This is a genomic window from Vitiosangium sp. GDMCC 1.1324 (assembly GCF_003044305.1).
Classification (GTDB): Bacteria; Myxococcota; Myxococcia; order Myxococcales; family Myxococcaceae; genus Archangium.
Genome location: NZ_PZOX01000005.1, coordinates 529,955 through 544,840, shown reverse-complemented (window position 1 = coordinate 544,840; position 14,886 = coordinate 529,955). Strand labels below are relative to the sequence as shown.

The following is a 14,886-nucleotide window of genomic DNA, read 5'->3' as shown; positions in this document are numbered from 1 at the left end:
CATGCCGCGGAGGGGCTGGACCACGTTGACGTTTGGGGCCCGCGTCCGTCCGGCTGCCCTCCGGCGGACCTGACTCGCACCGCACGGCTGGCGGCCTCCTCCGTGCGCATCTTCGGCGCGGGGGGAGGGGAGGCGAGACCGTGAACGAAGTCATCAACCCACAGTTGCAGGCCTGGGCTCGAGAGTACGTGCGGCGCGTGGGGGCGAAGGTCGCCCCGCTGTCGACTTCTCGTCGACGCAAGCTGCTCGTCGTCCACCTGGACGGGGTCCCCAAGTCACATCTCGAGGATGCCGTTCGCACCGGGCGGATGCCCTTCTTCTCGAAGCTCATGCGCTCCGGCGCCTACTCCATGGATGATGCGTTCTGGGGCTCGCCTGCCTCCACGCCCTTCTTCCAGGCGGGTTTTCTCTATGGCCTGCGCCATCCCAACCTGCCGGCCTACAGCTGGTTCGACCGGGAGCTCGGCCGCAAGGTCCAGATGAACATGCCGAGCGACACGCTCGCGGTCGAGGCCCGGCTGCGGAGCTGCCCCGGCGGGAGCCTTCTGTCGAGTGGCGGGCACACGTACTTCTCGCTCTTCAAGGCGGACGCCAGCAATCGCATGTGCATGAGCACGCTGGGCAGCTACAGATTGATGGCGAAGAACTTCAAGTACGAGATGGCGGGCATTCTCGCGGCGCGCACGCAGACGCCGCTCTCCTATCTGCGCTCGCTCGGCCGCGACGCGTGGAAGGCCTTCACCGAGGTGTACGGCTGGGCCCGCGCGCTCCGGGACTGGCGCCATGAGAGCGGCTTCCTCATGAGCCGGGTGGTGTTGCAGCGGCTCGGGTGGAGCTTCGTCCACTCCAAGAGCCTGCTGGACATGGTTCGCGGCGTGCCCATCGTCTACCTCGTCTACGGCAACTATGACGAGGTGGCCCACCGCCGCGGCCCGCACTCGGCGCAGGCGCTCGCGGAGTTGCAGCGTGTGGACGCCTACCTCGCGGAGCTCTACGCGGTGGCCCAGGTGGTGGAGCCCGGGTACGATCTCATCTTCCTCACGGACCACGGTCACGTGGACAGCCACCCCATCGAGCAGCGCGGGGGCCAGCGGCTCGAGGACATCCTCCTGCGAGGCGAGCCCCTGCCGCTCTCCGAGGACGTGGCACGGGGGCTGCTCGATGGCCGCCCGCATCCGGTGGTCGGACTGGCAGGGGCTCCGGAGGAGCCGGTGGTCGTCGAGTCCGGCAACTTCTCCCACGTCTACCTGACGCGGGAGCAGAAGCCGCTCGAGGCGGCGCAGCTGGTGGCGCGCCACCCGGAGGTGATCGCGAGGGCCGCGCGCCATCCGGACATCGCCATCGTGGCGGTGCGCCGGGGTGACTCGGCGGTGGCCGTCATCAACGGAGGAGTGTACGGGCCGGGCGAAATCGACAGCGCGCCACTGGATGCGGAGTTCTCGCGCCGGGCGGTGGCGGACTTCCTGCGCGAGCTGCCCTACATGTCCACGGCGGGAGACCTGGTGCTCTTTGGCCAGGCGGTGCCTCGGGGTGGCACGGTGGGCTTCGCGTGGGAGTTCGGCTCGCACGGTGGGCTCACGCGCACGGAGACCTCCAGCCTCATCTGCTGGCCGAGAGAGCTTCCGGTGGACCTGTCGGCGCTGAGCCACTGCACGCAACTGCACGAGCGGCTGTCCGAGGTGTACCGCGACGGGGCGAAGCCGTTGATCATCCCGGAGACGAGGTGGGCGGAGGCGACATGAGGCGGCCGGCGGGCTGGGCGTATCTCAAGGCACTGCTGGTGCTGTTGGGGGTGGTGCTGACCGTCCTCCTCATCTCCAGTGCCTTCTTCAAGTGGAACCTGTTCAGGGAAGGGCCCCTGGTCAGTCCGCGCTTCTCGCTGCGGAAGTTCGTCCGGGCGCTACCGGGCCACCTGCACTGGTTCATTCCCTTCCTGTTGCTGTCCGCGTCCATCCTCCCGGCGAGGGCGGTGCAGTGGCAGACGACGCTGAGCAAGCCGGTGCCCTTCCGCGAGCGCTACCACCTGGTGGCGATCGGCGCCTTCACGCACAACGCGCTGCCCGGGAAGCTGGGGGACTTCATCCGGTCCTTTCTGTTGTCGCGCACCCAGCGCATTCCGTTCCTCCAGGCCTTGGGCTCGGTGGCGGTATGCAAGCTGTTGGAGTTCGCCGTGCTGATGGGGCTGGTGGCCCTGTCCTTCGCGGGGCCGTTCGGCGCGACGATGTCCCACTTCGCCGGTCCTCTGCGGATCGCCGTGGGGGTGTGCGTGGGGCTGGTGGTGCTGGTGGTGCTGCTGGCCCACTACTCGCTGCCGCTGGCGCGCCTGCTGGAGCGCAAGAAGAAGCTGCCGCGGTTGCAGCACCTGCTGGGGCACATCTCCGAGGGGCTGGGCACCGCGCGCAGCTTCCGAGGCATGGCGAAGGCGCTGGTGTTCTCCATCCCGTCGGTGCTGGCCCCCGCGCTGGCCTATGGGCTGGCCCTGCGGGGCATCGGGGTGCGGGGAGGCCTCTTCGCCGGTACCGTGGTGCTGGGGGCCATCGCGCTGGGCCAGTCGCTTCCCGGGATTCCGGCGGGCATGGGCATCTACTACTTCGTCACGAGCTGGGCGGCGCGGAACCTGGGAGCCTCGGCCGAGGACGCGGCGGCCTTCTCCACGCTCACCCATCTGGGCACGGTGTTGAGTCAGGTACTGCTGGGGGCACTCTCCGTGCGGCTGCGCGGCATCCGCATCAAGGATCTCCGCAAGGGCGGCAGCCTGGCTCGGGAGGCGGCGAGCCACGTGGCCCACGAGGCGGTGGAGCCCGTTCACGCCCCGAGCTGAGGCCGAGGGGACAGCGGAGTGCTGAAAAAGAAAAAGGCCCCGACTTTTCAGTCGGAGCCTTTTTCAGTGCCCAGGAGAGGACTCGAACCTCCATGCCCTTGCAGGCGCTAGACCCTGAATCTAGTGTGTCTACCAATTCCACCACCTGGGCAGGCGGTGCGTCTCGGCGGTGCGTTGCGTCGACGGGTGCGGTGTATAGATGCCTGAACCGTCCCCGTCAAGCAGTTGTTTCAACCTCACTTCTTCAACGGCCATTTCCCTTCGGACTCGAGCCGGCGCCGGACGGCGGGGTTCTCGTCCATGAAGGCCGAGAGGGACTCCTCGGTAATCTCCACGAGGATGTCCTCATTCCCGATCTCGCTCTGGCAGGACAGGCGGGAGTACGGGCGCACGTCGAAGCCCATGTCCAGCCGGTCCATCTCCTGGTCCGTCTGCTCGGAGAGCGACTCGAGGCCCTTGCGCACCCAGATATGGCAGGTGGAGCAGGCGCAGACTCCGCCGCAGGAGTGACCCACCTGGGCGCCGGCCTTCTCGGCGGCGTCCAGCAGGGTGGTCCCCGTCGTCACCTCCACGGTGACGTCATCCAGGGGGCTCTTGAAGTGGACCTTGGGCACGTCAGAACTCCTCGACCGAATGGCCCGCGACGACCTTCGTCAGGGCCTGGTTCATCACCCGCTCGACGAACGGCTTGCACACCTCGTCGAGGGCGTGGATGGCTTCCTTGAGGGCGTGGGAATCGTTCCCCTTGGCCAGCTCGCGCACCTTCGCCATGGCGGCCTCGATGGCGGGGCGCTCCCCGTCGGCCAGCAGGGCCGCGTTCTGCCCCAGCTGACGCTCGGCCTCGGTGAGGACGCGCTCGGCCTCGACGCGTTGCTCGCGCACCTGGCGTACCTGCACGTCGTCCTCCGCGTGGTCGATGGAGTCGAGCAGCATCTGCTCGATCTCCTCATCCGAGAGGCCGTGGCTGGGCTTGACGGTGATGGACTGGGTGGTGCCGGTGCTCTGCTCGCGGGCGGTGACGGCGAGGATGCCGTCGGCGTCCACCTGGAAGCGCACCTCGACCCGGGCCATACCGGCGGGCATGGCGGGAATCCCACTGAGCGTGAAACGCGCGAGGCTGCGGCAGTCCTCCACCAGCTCGCGCTCGCCCTGGAGCACGTGGATGTCGAGGCCCGTCTGCCCATCCTTGAAGGTGGTGAAGACCTGGGCGGCGGCGGTGGGGATGGTGGAGTTGCGCGGAATCAGCTTCTCCACCAGGCCGCCCATCGTCTCCAGGCCGAGCGACAGGGGATTGACGTCCAGCAGCAGCACGTCGTCCTGGCGGTCCACGGTGGTGAGCAGGTTGGCCAGGACGGCCGCGCCGAGCGCCACCACCTGGTCCGGGTCGATGTCGCCGAGCGGCTCGCGGCCGAAGAGCTCGGCGACGAAGCGGCGCACCGCGGGCACCCGGGTGGCGCCGCCCACGAGGATGACGCCATCCAGCTCCGAGGCCTCCACGCCCGCGTCCTTGATGGCCCGGCGGCACACCACGCCCGTCTTCTGGACGAAGGGGCGGATCCACTCCTCGAAGTCCGGGCGACGCAGCGTCTGCCGGTGAGAGCCCACGGAGAGCTCCACCTCGGGAACGTCGGTGAGGGACTCCTTGGCCTTGCGCGAGGCGGCGAGCACCTCGGCGACGAGCGCGGGGGCAGGGGAGGACTGACCCATGGCCTCGAGCACGCGCTGGGCGATGGCCCGGTCGAAGTCATCGCCGCCGAGCGCCGAGTCACCGCCGGTGGACTTCACCTCGAAGATGCCGTCCACCAGCTTGAGGATGGAGATGTCGAAGGTGCCGCCGCCGAGGTCATAGACGGCGTAGGTGCCCTGGCTGCCCTTGTCGAGTCCGTAGGCGAGCGCGGCGGCGGTGGGCTCGTTGAGGAGGCGAAGCACCTCGAGGCCCGCGAGCCGGCCCGCGTCCTTGGTGGCCTGGCGCTGGGCGTCGTCGAAGTAGGCGGGCACGGTGATGACGGCCTGCTCGACCCTGCCGGAGAAGTGGGACTCGGCGCGGCGCTTGAGGGCGCGGAGGATTTCCCCGGACACCTCGATGGGAGTCACGGGCTGGCCGCCGACCACCTCGAAGCGCACCACCTTGCCGCCGCTGGCGAACTTGTAGGCGCCGAGCTTGCGTGTCTCCGCGTCGTCCGGGCTGCGGCCCATGAAGCGCTTCACGGAGATGATGGTGTCGGTGGGGTGCTCGGATGCGAGCTGCTTGGCCCGAGAGCCCACCACCACGCCGCCGTCCTTGCCGTAGTGCACCACCGAGGGCAGGAGCTTCGAGTCCCCCTCGTCCGCGACGAGGCAGCGGGGCTTGTCCTGGATGACGCTCGCCACCAGCGAGTTCGTGGTGCCCAGGTCGATGCCCACCGCATGCCCCTTGGGCTTGAGCGGGTCATGAATCTGCAGGAAGCCGTTCTTGCTCACGACAGCATCTCCTCCTCGAACGCGTCGACCTGTTCGAGGAAGCGCGTGAAGTACCGCACCCGTCCCAGGGCGTGCGATGCCTTTTTCACCGACGATTCGACCGGCACGCCCTTTTCCAGGGTGCGCAGCGTGTCCACGGCCTCTTGGAGGGCGGCCTTGCGGCGGCTCGCCACGTCCGAGGCCATCTTCCGGGCCCGCTCGGTGTCCCGGGCCTCCATGGCCTCGTCGAGCGCCTCGCGCAGCTCCATCACCTCCTCGAGGAACTCGAGGGGCATGTCCTTCTGCGTGCCGGCGTCCTCCCGCTCCAGGTCCACCCCGAGCAGCTTGAGCAGGTAGAAGGCCCGCTTCGTGCCGTCCTTGAGCGTCTTGAAGGCCTCGTTGAGCGCCGTGGTCTGCTCCAGGGACAGCCGGCGCTCGCGTGCCTCCGCCTGGGCGAACCGGTCCGGGTGGAGCTGCAGCGACAGCTCCCGGTACTGCTTCTCCAGCGCGGGCAGGTCCACGTCGTACGCCCGGGGCAGGCCGAACACGTCGAAGTGGGTGGCTCCCGGGGGACGGGCCGCGATCTTTCCACACGCCGGGCAGAAGGGGCGCCCGGCCGTGTCCTTCTCACAGTTCCAGCACTTCACTTCGGGTCCCCTTTCCGGGGCAAAACGAAGGGGCTCGGCTTTCCTCGGCCGAGCCCCGGAGCCAACCTGGGATGAGCGAGCCCCTCAGACGGAGAAGCTCTCGCCGCAGCCGCACGCGCTCTTCACGTTGGGGTTGTTCAGCTTGAAGCCGGAGGCCATCAGCGTGGACTCGTACGCGATCTCCGTGCCGAGCAGGTACAGGTAGCTCTTCGGGTCCACGAACACGCGCACGCCATCCCGCTCGAAGATCTTGTCCTTCTCGCGCGGCTTCTCCGCCCACTCCATCACGTACGCCAGCCCCGAGCACCCGCCGCCGCGCACCGCGACGCGCAAGCCCGCCTCGGGCGTCTGCCGCTCGGCCAGCAGCTTCTTGAGCTGCTCCACCGCGGTGTCGTGCAGCGTGATGCCCCGTGCCGCCGGCTTCGCGGCCGTGGGGGCAGGCGCCGTCTGCGTCTGGCTCGTCTGGGTTGTCGCCTGCTCGCTCATCACGCGCCTCCTCCTTCGGTCCTGCTCAGGCCTTCTGCTGCCGCGCCGCGCGCTTCTTCTTGAAGTCGTCGATGGCGGCCTTGATGGCGTCCTCGGCCAGCACCGAGCAGTGGATCTTCACCGGCGGCAGCGCCAGCTCGCGGGCCACGTCCTTGTTGGAGATGGTCATCGCCTCGTCCACCGTCTTGCCCTTGACCCACTCGGTCACCAGCGAGCTGGAGGCGATGGCCGAGCCGCACCCGAAGGTCTTGAACTTGGCATCCTCGATGATGCCCTCGTCGGTGATCTTCAGCTGCAGGCGCATCACGTCGCCGCACGCGGGAGCCCCCACCAGACCGGTGCCCACGTTGGGGTCGGCCTTGTCGAGCGTGCCGACATTGCGGGGGTTCTCGTAGTGGTCGATGACTTTGTCGCTGTAGGCCATGGGTACTCGCTACTCCCTTATGAACGCTTGTCACCGGGTCCGTTGCCCGGCAACCGTGCCGGGGTCGGGTGCCCGCCTGCCCTCCAACCAGGGGAGGGCCCGGGACGGGGCTAGTGCGCCGTCCACTCGATGCTCTTCAGGTCGATGCCTTCCTTCGCCATCTCGTACAGCGGGCTCATCTCGCGCAGACGGTTCACCTTGTCCACCATGAGCTTGATGACGTAGTCGACCTCTTCCTCGGTGTTGAAGCGGCCCAGGCCGAAGCGGATGGAGCTGTGCGCCAGCTCCTCTTCCACGCCGCAGGCGCGCAGCACGTAGGACGGCTCCAGCGAGGCCGAGGTGCACGCGGAGCCCGAGGACACCGCCACGTCCTTGATGGCCATCATCAGCGCCTCGCCCTCCACGTAGGCGAAGGAGATGTTGAGGTTGCCCGGCAGCCGGTGCTCCAGCGAGCCGTTCACAGTCACCATGTCGAGCTGGTCGGTAATCCCCTTGCGCAGCTTCTCGCGCAGGCGCAGCAGGCGGGTGGACTCGTCGGCCATCTCCTGCTGGGCGATCTCCGCCGCCTTGCCGAAGCCCACGATGGCCGCCACGTTCAGCGTGCCCGAGCGCATGCCGCGCTCATGGCCGCCGCCATCGATGATGGGGGCGATGCGCACGCGCGGCTTGCGGCGCACGTAGAGCGCGCCCACGCCCTTGGGGCCATACATCTTGTGCGCCGAGATGGACGCCAGGTCGACGTTCATCTCCTCCACGTTGAAGCGCACCTTGCCGATGCCCTGCACCGCGTCGCAGTGGAAGAGGATGCCCTTCTTGCGGCACAGCTTCCCAATCTCCGCGATGGGCTGCACGGTGCCGATCTCGTTGTTGGCGAGCATGATCGACACCAGGATGGTCTTGTCGGTCATGGCCGCCTCGAGCTTCTTCAGATCGATCCGGCCATCCTTCTCCACCTCGAGGTAGGTGACGCGCGCGCCACCGGTGGGCAGCTCGGCCCACTGGCGGTACACCGGGTCGCTGTCGAGGTCGTGCTTGATGGACAGCTCGGCGAGGTTGTCGCGCGACACGGGCGCGCCGGTGAGCTGGCCCAGCCGCAGCAGCTTCAGCTCGTCCAGCCGCTCCTGGCGCACGCGCTCCAGGCGCTTGCAGGTGTCGAGCACCGCCTTGTGCTCGGTCTTCAGGGTGATGATGTGGTCGCCCTTGTCCTTGTAGAACTCGACCACGCCCTTGATGGCCAGGTTGTCGGACTCGGTGGCGCCCGAGGTGAAGACGATCTCCTTGTCCGACGCGCCGATGAGCGCCGCCACCTGCTTGCGCGCCTGCTCCACCGCCGCCTCGGCCTTCCAGCCGAACGCATGGTTGCGCGACGCGGCATTGCCGAAGTCCTCACGGAGGTACGGCATCATCGCCTCCAGCACCCGAGGGTCCAGCGGGGTGGTGGCGTGGTTGTCCATGTAGATGGGCAGCTTCAGCATCTCGGTAAACCTTCCGGGCAACTGTTCGTCCCCTCGCCGCGGGTGCCGGTAACCCCGCGAGGTCCTAGGATGTCCTACCTGGGCACACCTAATGTGGACTGGACCGGTCAATTATAAAATCGGGACCCTCCCGGTCAAGCTGACATAAGGGCGGGGCGCCCCAGGCTGTATCAACCGCGAATCAGACCGATTCAGTCCTCTATCACGGGTTGTACCGGAGCGGAGCGCTCCACTCTGGAGCAGGTGCGCCAGCCTGGAACACCCCGAGTGGCCAAGTGCGCGATTTCAGGGCAGCGGGGCGTTGGCCAGCAGGCTGCAATTCCGGGAGTCCGGGACTTCCGGAGGGTGCGCCAATGAGCACGAATGAGAAGCGGGCAATGAAGCTGAACGCCGTGGGGGCCATGGAGCTGTCGGTGGGAGGGCGGTCGGAGCTGGTGCGCAGTGGCGGGGGCGAGCCGCAGGGGGGCGGGGAGGACCTGCGGCGGTACCAGGGCGGGTGGAGGGCGGGCAAGCCGGAGGAGGACCCGGAGAAGATGAAGAAGTGGGGCCTGGTCACCGCGAGGCCGAGCGAGTTCCTCATCCACATGCGCCGGGGCCGGGTGCGCGAGGTGAGCGGGCAGGGGGCCTCGTGCTTCAAGCTGCCGGGGGACGCGGTGGCGATCGTCCCCACGAGCGTGCAGCGGCTGCAGTTCACCGCGGACCAGGTGACGAGCGAGAAGGTGGGCGTGCAGGTGACGGGCCTGGCGGTGTACCGGATTGTCGATCCGCTGGTGGCCTTCCGGATGCTGAACTTCTCCTTCCCGGAGCGGGCGCAGCAGAAGCTGGCGGAGCTGCTGCGGGAGATGTTCGTGGGAGCGGTGCGGCGGCTGGTGGCGAACCTGTCGGTGGAGGAGTGCCTCTCCAAGCGCAAGGAGGGAATCGCCACGGAGCTGATGCGGGAGATCGCGCCGGTGGTGTCGGGGAAGGGGAGGCCGGAGGACCGGGCGGCCACGGGGTGGGGCGTGGTCCTGGACACGATTGAGATCCAGGACGTGCGGGTGCTGTCGGAGACGGTGTTCGCGAACATGCAGGCGCGCTTCCGGGAGGAGCAGGAGCGGGTGGCGCGCGAGGCGGAGCTGGCCAAGGAGCGCTTCATCCGGAAGGAGGAGGCGGAGGCGGAGCGGCAGATTTCGCTGACGCGGCTGGCGACGGAGGAGGAGGTCCGGCACAAGCGGCAGGAGGCGGAGGAGCAGGCGAAGCTGGAGGCGCTGGCGATCGAGTCGCGCGTGGAGGAGGCGCGGGTCGCGAAGGAGCGGAGCACGCGGCAGGCGCAGGTGACGCTGGAGCGCGAGACGGCGCTGGCGAAGCTGAACGCCGAGCTGGAGGTGAGGGAGCAGAAGACGAAGGCGGAGGAGGCGCAGAAGCTGGCGCAGCTCGAGGCCGAGCGGCGGATGGCGGAGGCGAAGCTGGCGCAGGAGCGGGGGCTGGCGGCGTCGAGGTCCCAGGCGGAGCTGGAGAGGCTGAAGCTGGAGCAGCATGCGCAGACGGCGAAGCTGACGAATGAGCGGGCGCTGTCGGTGGCGAAGGCGCAGGCGGAGCTGGAGAGGCTGAAGCTGGAGCAGGAGGCGGAGGCGGCGCGCCTGGCGCATGAGCGGCAGATGGCGGTGGTGAAGGCGGAGGCGGATCTGGAGAAGCTGCACCAGGAGCAGCAGGCGCAGACGGCGCGGCACGCGGCGATGATGGCGGTGTTGCAGCAGGAGGCGGAGCGGGCGAGGGCGCAGGCGAAGGTGGCGGAGGCGCGGTGTGCCATTGCCGAGGCGGAACTGGCGATGGCGGAGATGGATGCGCGCAAGGCCCGCATCACGCAGGACCCGGAGCTGGCGAGGGCGAGGGCGCTGCGGGAGATCGACAACACGCTGTCGCCGGAGTCGATCCAACTGGTGCTGGCGCAGCAGTTGCCGCAGGTGGCGGCGGCGTTCCAGCAGAAGATGGGCGAGGTGCACGTGACGGCCGTGGATGGAGCCAATCCGTTCGGCTACATCGCGGCGGCGGTGGAGGGCGTGATGGGCCTGGCGCGCTCGGCGGGCCTGCAGGTGCCCACGGCGCCGAAGAAGGACCCGGCCGCGTAGCCCTCGCTGGCGGGAGTGACAGCGTGTCGCCTCGACGCGCTGTCGGATGTCAGTCTGGCGGCGCGCTCCTCGACTCTTGCTGCTTCTCGGGAGGAGCGCACGTCATGGCGTGCATCTTGAAAGGCACCGCGCCATGAACGTCTTTGAATTCATGGCGTTGCTTTGCACGCTTGTCGGCGCTGTTGTCGGAGCCACGCTCGGGTTCTCCTTCCACCCTCTGATGAGTGTGGGAGGATTCTTCGCGGGCGGCTTCATCGGGTACCACTCAGGCCCGTTTATCGCTCTGGGGTTCTTCTTGATCGCCACACTCGTGTGCGAGGGGCCCCGCAGCTTCGTCTCCTTCGTGAAAGAGCTCTACAGGCTGCGTCGGCCAGGAGGGACAGAGCCCCTGAACTGACGCCAGGCGTTACACCTGGGTCAGGATCTCCGCGCCATCGCGCGTCACGAAGATGGTGTGCTCGAACTGCGCCGAGCGCCTGCCATCCGCGGTGACCACCGTCCACCCATCATCCCAATCCCGATGGTGGATGGCGCCCATCGTGAGCATGGGCTCGATGGTGAAGAACATGCCCTCCTCGATGATGTCGGTCGCGTGGGGATCGAACGCATGGCAGACCTGCGGCGAGCGGTGGAACACCTCGCCGATGCCGTGCCCGCAGTATGCGTTCACCACGCCATAGCCATGACGTTTGGCGTGGGCCTCGATGGCCCGGCCGATGACGTTGATGGGGAGGCCCGGACGTACCGCCTCGATGCCCAGCATCAGGCACTCGCGGGTCACCCGGAGCAGCTGCTCGGAGGCCGCGTCGATCTTCCCCACGGGGAAGGTCGCTGAGCAGTCGCCGTGCATCCCATCGAGGTAGATGGTGATGTCGAGGTTGACAATGTCCCCATCCTCCAGGGCCCGGCTGTCCGGGATGCCGTGGAGGATGACCTCGTTGACCGAGGTGCAGAGGGACTTGGGGAACCCGTGGTAGCCCAGCGTGCTCGGGTAGCCTCCGCGGCGGATGTACTCCTCGTGCGCGAGGGCATCGAGCGCGTCCGTCGTGATGCCCGGCTGTGCGGCGGCGCCCGTCACCTGGAGGACCTCGGCGGCGGCGCGGCAGGCCCTCCGCATCCGCGTCAGGCGGGTCGTCGGATCGCCCAGGACTCCGGGACCGGGACGGCCTGTCTCCGCGTAGTCGGGCCGAGGGATGTGAGCAGGCACCGGGCGGCGCGGGCTCACCACTCCGGGTTGCACACGCCGCGAGGCGGGCACGGGTGCGCGGGCCTGCGAGTCCTCGCCCCGGTGGCACTTCTTGTACTTCGTCCCACTTCCGCACCAGCAGGGTTCGTTGGGACCGGGCAGCTTCGCGGGGGGCAGGAGAGGCGAGGTGGACGTGCTCATGTCGGAGCGCATTTATACAGCACGCGCGAGCGGGTGCGCGCGTCCCGGCCCACGCGCGCACCGCCGAGGAGCCCGTCTCAGTAGTTGAAGACGCTCGTGACGTAAGCGCTGAGGCCATAGGTCTCACCGCTGACGTAGATCTTGAAGTAGCTGCCAACCCCCATGTTCAGCCCGTAGGCCGAGCCCGTGCAGTTGGTGCACAGCGGGCTGCCGTTCTTGGTGACGTTCCAGGTGCCGACGATCTCGTAGCTCGTCGTGGTGGCCGTCGTGGAGACGAGCTGGAACTCGTAGACGTCACCGAGGCTGCTGGTGGCGCGGGCATTGGCGAACGCATAGCCGGTGGACTCGTTCCAGCTCAACGCGCTGTTGCCGGAGGTGGCGTTGTAGGTGTTGTTCCCGTCCTTGATGAAGAACGGCGACGTCGACCAGACGTTGTGGACCGGGCCGCTCCACGCCAGGGCGGGGAACAGAACGCACAGCGTGCTCAGGAGGCGGAAGCTCTTCATGGGATTGTCCTCGGTTTCTTTGGGGGGTGAGCGCACCACGGTGGCGCACAGACCACGGAGCAGTGGCCGAGAAGAGGATTCCCAATGTTTTCACGCTCCGTCAAACGAAAACCAGCTTTTCCGAATCAATCAGGAATCGAGTTCATTCCAGAAATAATAGTGTCCCCGGACTGATGCGGGTCTGGACGCGGTTGCCGCGGGCTCTCACTCGGAGTCTTGCTGCTCGTGCGGACCTCCACGCAACATGGCAAGTCGAGCTTCCTCCTCTGCTCTCCGTGCTGCTTCCACGGTCCTTGAGAAGCCCTTCATCCAATTCCTGCTCGCTCTCGTACCCGCGGTAGTGCAGCACCCGCTGCCAAAAGGAGAGCGTCGATCCAATGAAAGCCAACATGACATCCAGGCGGAGGGAGCTCACGCGGGTAGCGCTGAGCGTCCTCGCCCTCTTGGGAGGCAGCGCGTCCCAGGCAGCCAGCAGCAGGGATTATCCCGGGCCCTGCCAGGGAGAAACGACCGTGCCGGGCACGCCGGTGTACCTGGCCTCGGACTACCACCGCACCAACCCCGACACGCGCGTCATCTCCATGCCTGATGTCGGCCGCTTACGGCCTGGACGGTTGGACCTACCGTCGCAATCCGTCCAACCCGGAGACAACCACGAGGTGGAGAAGGTGGACGCGCGCTTCGAGCTCCCGGGCGGCCCCCACCGCGCCGCCCGGGCTCTGGAGCCGCGGGGCCCGCCTAGAGCACCTTCACTTCGGCCAGGCTGAGGACGCCCGAGCCGTCGAGCTGCACCTTCACGAAGCGGCCGGTCCTCCCCACCGGGAACTCGGTCTGCTGCGGCGCCACGTTCGGGAAGCTGTACGCCTGCCAGGTGCTCCCATCCTCCGAGACCAGGACCTTGAAGTTGTTCAGCCGGTCGGAGCAGCAGTCGGTGCGGTTGCGGACCACGACCTTGTTGATGAACCGGGAGCTCTGGAGGTCGACCTGCCACCAGGGCTGGGACTCGGTGGCGGTGTGGGTGACGGAGCCCGCGTTGAAGTTGCCATCCATGTTGCCGTCCACGGCGCGCGACGCGGCGCCGCCCCAATCGGTGCTGGACTGGAGCGTGGGGCGCGCGAGCGCCAGGTCCGTCCCATCGGACTTCTTCCAGCACACCTCCACGTTGGACCAGCCCATGCCGGTATGGCCGATGCTGTCTGCGCCATAGAGGACGCATGCCCCATCATCACGCCAGTGGGAGCTCGCGCATTCCGAGGTCTGGGCGCATCGCGCGGCACACGCCAGCGCCGTGGGCGCGTAGAACTGCGGCTCCGTCAGGGCTCCTTGGGTGGGGACACCCCAGCCCCAACCACAGTCGAGGCTGTCGGTCTTGATGTTCGGGCTGGTCCCCATGAGGTAGAGCCGGGACCAGTCCGCGAGCCGGGTGACGACCTGCCGGGCCTGGGCGACGTTCCAGTACCAGTCCGTGTGGAAGGGGTCCTGCTCGGTGGCGGCCCCGTGCGAGAAGTTCAGGTTGTGCCCGAACTCATGCAGGAAGATGCGGGCCGTCTCGTCGAGGTCGCTCGCGCTGCCATTGTTCTGCCGCGAGCGCATCACGAAGTACGGCGCGAACTGCGCGCCCTGCCAGGCCACACCGGCGGAGTCGTAGGTATTTGGGCTGGAGACGTAGACGGTCATCCGGCCGCTCTGCGTCGTGTTCCCATAGGCCAGGAGGATGTCGTACTGCGAGTTGCCGTTGTAACGCGCGTCATCGACGACGCGCGTGTAGGTCGCCAGGCTGAAGGCCACCTCGCCCTGCATCAGCTTCGTCGCCTCGGCGAGCACGTTGCGGGCATGCGCCTCGCTCCAGAACTCGTTCCCGCCGCTGGAGGTGGTGAGGACCTTCAAATCCACGAGGAATGCCCGGGTCGCGCGCTTGCGCTGGTACTCCATGAGGTTCGTCCACGGGCCGTTGGTGGCGGACTTCTCGGAGGCCGGGCCGTGGAGGCGGCACTGCAGCCTGTCGGTGAACGCGTAGAAACCGGTGCAATCGGCCTTGGACTCGCAGAGCTGCGAGCACTGGGCGGGCGTGTACCCATACAGCGTGTCCGAGATGTACCCCTCGTTGGGGACGGCCCAGATGCCCGAGGCGTACTGCTGCGCATTCACGCTCTTGCGCTTCCAGTACATCTTGATGTTGTTCCAGGGCCCGATACGGCCGGCGGTCTCGGCCTGCGCGCCATAGAGCTGGCAGGTATCCCAATCGGTGAAGGCGTAGAAGCCGGTGCAGTCCTGCCTCGCGCTGCACAGATCGGCGCAGGACTGGGCGCTCACGCCATACAGCCGGTCCGCGTAGAGGTTTCCCTCGCTGGGAATGGCCCAGATGCCGGAGTCGTAGTTGGAGGGGATGTCGACGGCCTGGACCACGGTGCGCACCTCCTCGCTCGTGCCGCTGGCCCCGCCCGTCCCAGGCAGCGCGGACTCGACGCCGGGCTCGGGGGACTCGGGGGGCTGACAGGCGGACAGGAGCAGCAAGGCCGCCGCGAGGGATGCTCGAATCGAACAGAAGGGGGAAACGTTCATGGGTCTCCTCGTGAGTTTCGATGTGCCGGGC

The 14,886-nt window shown here is 67.8% G+C and carries 14 protein-coding genes and 1 tRNA gene; 5 read left to right on the top strand and 10 right to left on the bottom strand.

Annotation, left to right across the window (positions count from 1 at the left end; translation table 11 throughout):
- Window positions 1-140 precede the first annotated feature (140 nt).
- Both DAT35_RS18175 and DAT35_RS18170 read left to right on the top strand, forming a co-directional pair.
- Window positions 141-1,742, top strand: a complete 1,602-nt coding sequence (locus DAT35_RS18175) for an alkaline phosphatase family protein (RefSeq protein WP_108068282.1) — start codon at window positions 141-143, stop codon at window positions 1,740-1,742.
- A complete protein-coding gene (locus tag DAT35_RS18170) occupies window positions 1,739-2,821 on the top strand; it encodes a lysylphosphatidylglycerol synthase transmembrane domain-containing protein (RefSeq protein WP_108068450.1) in 1,083 nt (360 codons plus the stop codon). The genes DAT35_RS18175 and DAT35_RS18170 overlap by 4 nt, the downstream gene beginning before the upstream one ends.
- Window positions 2,822-2,888: 67 nt before the next feature.
- Here the strand turns inward: DAT35_RS18170 and DAT35_RS18165 are convergent.
- From DAT35_RS18165 to DAT35_RS18135, 7 genes are all read right to left on the bottom strand, one after another.
- Window positions 2,889-2,972, bottom strand: a tRNA-Leu gene (locus DAT35_RS18165).
- A gap of 85 nt (window positions 2,973-3,057) precedes the next feature.
- Window positions 3,058-3,435 carry a 2Fe-2S iron-sulfur cluster-binding protein gene (locus DAT35_RS18160; protein WP_108068281.1) on the bottom strand — a complete coding sequence of 126 codons (378 nt, stop codon included), beginning with the start codon at window positions 3,433-3,435 and terminating at the stop codon, window positions 3,058-3,060.
- Window position 3,436: 1 nt separating this feature from the next.
- Window positions 3,437-5,281, bottom strand: a complete 1,845-nt coding sequence (gene hscA / locus DAT35_RS18155; protein ID WP_108068280.1) for a Fe-S protein assembly chaperone HscA — start codon at window positions 5,279-5,281, stop codon at window positions 3,437-3,439.
- Window positions 5,278-5,844: a Fe-S protein assembly co-chaperone HscB gene (gene hscB / locus DAT35_RS18150; RefSeq protein ID WP_233261555.1), complete on the bottom strand. Its 567-nt coding sequence runs from the start codon at window positions 5,842-5,844 to the stop codon at window positions 5,278-5,280. The genes hscA and hscB overlap by 4 nt, the downstream gene beginning before the upstream one ends.
- 147 nt (window positions 5,845-5,991) lie before the next feature.
- Window positions 5,992-6,393: an iron-sulfur cluster assembly accessory protein gene (locus DAT35_RS18145; protein WP_108068278.1), complete on the bottom strand. Its 402-nt coding sequence runs from the start codon at window positions 6,391-6,393 to the stop codon at window positions 5,992-5,994.
- Window positions 6,394-6,418: 25 nt separating this feature from the next.
- A complete protein-coding gene (iscU, locus tag DAT35_RS18140) occupies window positions 6,419-6,817 on the bottom strand; it encodes a Fe-S cluster assembly scaffold IscU (protein WP_108068277.1) in 399 nt (132 codons plus the stop codon).
- 110 nt (window positions 6,818-6,927) lie between these two features.
- Entirely contained in the window at window positions 6,928-8,289 is a 1,362-nt protein-coding gene (locus DAT35_RS18135; RefSeq protein WP_233261554.1) for an IscS subfamily cysteine desulfurase, read from the bottom strand.
- Window positions 8,290-8,645: 356 nt separating this feature from the next.
- Here DAT35_RS18135 and DAT35_RS18130 point away from each other — a divergent pair, with 356 nt between their 5' ends.
- The gene (locus tag DAT35_RS18130) at window positions 8,646-10,400 is read left to right on the top strand and encodes an SPFH domain-containing protein (protein WP_199242931.1); all 1,755 of its coding nucleotides are present in this window, start codon (window positions 8,646-8,648) and stop codon (window positions 10,398-10,400) included.
- Window positions 10,401-10,533: 133 nt separating this feature from the next.
- Window positions 10,534-10,797: a hypothetical protein gene (locus tag DAT35_RS18125; protein ID WP_108068274.1), complete on the top strand. Its 264-nt coding sequence runs from the start codon at window positions 10,534-10,536 to the stop codon at window positions 10,795-10,797.
- Window positions 10,798-10,806: 9 nt separating this feature from the next.
- Here the strand turns inward: DAT35_RS18125 and map are convergent, their stop codons facing one another.
- Both map and DAT35_RS18115 read right to left on the bottom strand, forming a co-directional pair.
- On the bottom strand, window positions 10,807-11,787 hold the full coding sequence (gene map, locus DAT35_RS18120) for a type I methionyl aminopeptidase (RefSeq protein WP_108068449.1): 981 nt from the start codon (window positions 11,785-11,787) through the stop codon (window positions 10,807-10,809).
- A gap of 77 nt (window positions 11,788-11,864) precedes the next feature.
- Window positions 11,865-12,293, bottom strand: a complete 429-nt coding sequence (locus DAT35_RS18115) for a hypothetical protein (protein ID WP_108068273.1) — start codon at window positions 12,291-12,293, stop codon at window positions 11,865-11,867.
- Between the two features lie 389 nt (window positions 12,294-12,682).
- Between DAT35_RS18115 and DAT35_RS18110 the strand changes: the two genes are divergently transcribed.
- Complete coding sequence (locus DAT35_RS18110) at window positions 12,683-13,060, top strand: hypothetical protein (RefSeq protein WP_146209764.1); 378 nt, start codon at window positions 12,683-12,685, stop codon at window positions 13,058-13,060.
- Here the strand turns inward: DAT35_RS18110 and DAT35_RS18105 are convergent.
- Complete coding sequence (locus DAT35_RS18105) at window positions 13,032-14,855, bottom strand: discoidin domain-containing protein (protein WP_108068271.1); 1,824 nt, start codon at window positions 14,853-14,855, stop codon at window positions 13,032-13,034. The genes DAT35_RS18110 and DAT35_RS18105 overlap by 29 nt on opposite strands.
- Between the last annotated feature and the right edge of the window lie 31 nt (window positions 14,856-14,886).

Bases quoted from the DNA above. Each gene is read 5' to 3' on its own strand.
- DAT35_RS18105 (WP_108068271.1), bottom strand. From the start codon at position 14,855: ATGAACGTTTCCCCCTTCTGTTCGATTCGAGCATCCCTCGCGGCGGCC.
- DAT35_RS18145 (WP_108068278.1), bottom strand. From the start codon at position 6,393: ATGAGCGAGCAGGCGACAACCCAGACGAGCCAGACGCAGACGGCGCCT.
- map (WP_108068449.1), bottom strand. From the start codon at position 11,787: ATGAGCACGTCCACCTCGCCTCTCCTGCCCCCCGCGAAGCTGCCCGGT.
- iscU (WP_108068277.1), bottom strand. From the start codon at position 6,817: ATGGCCTACAGCGACAAAGTCATCGACCACTACGAGAACCCCCGCAAT.
- DAT35_RS18110 (WP_146209764.1), top strand. From the start codon at position 12,683: ATGACATCCAGGCGGAGGGAGCTCACGCGGGTAGCGCTGAGCGTCCTC.
- DAT35_RS18125 (WP_108068274.1), top strand. From the start codon at position 10,534: ATGAACGTCTTTGAATTCATGGCGTTGCTTTGCACGCTTGTCGGCGCT.
- DAT35_RS18115 (WP_108068273.1), bottom strand. From the start codon at position 12,293: ATGAAGAGCTTCCGCCTCCTGAGCACGCTGTGCGTTCTGTTCCCCGCC.
- DAT35_RS18170 (WP_108068450.1), top strand. From the start codon at position 1,739: ATGAGGCGGCCGGCGGGCTGGGCGTATCTCAAGGCACTGCTGGTGCTG.
- DAT35_RS18130 (WP_199242931.1), top strand. From the start codon at position 8,646: ATGAGCACGAATGAGAAGCGGGCAATGAAGCTGAACGCCGTGGGGGCC.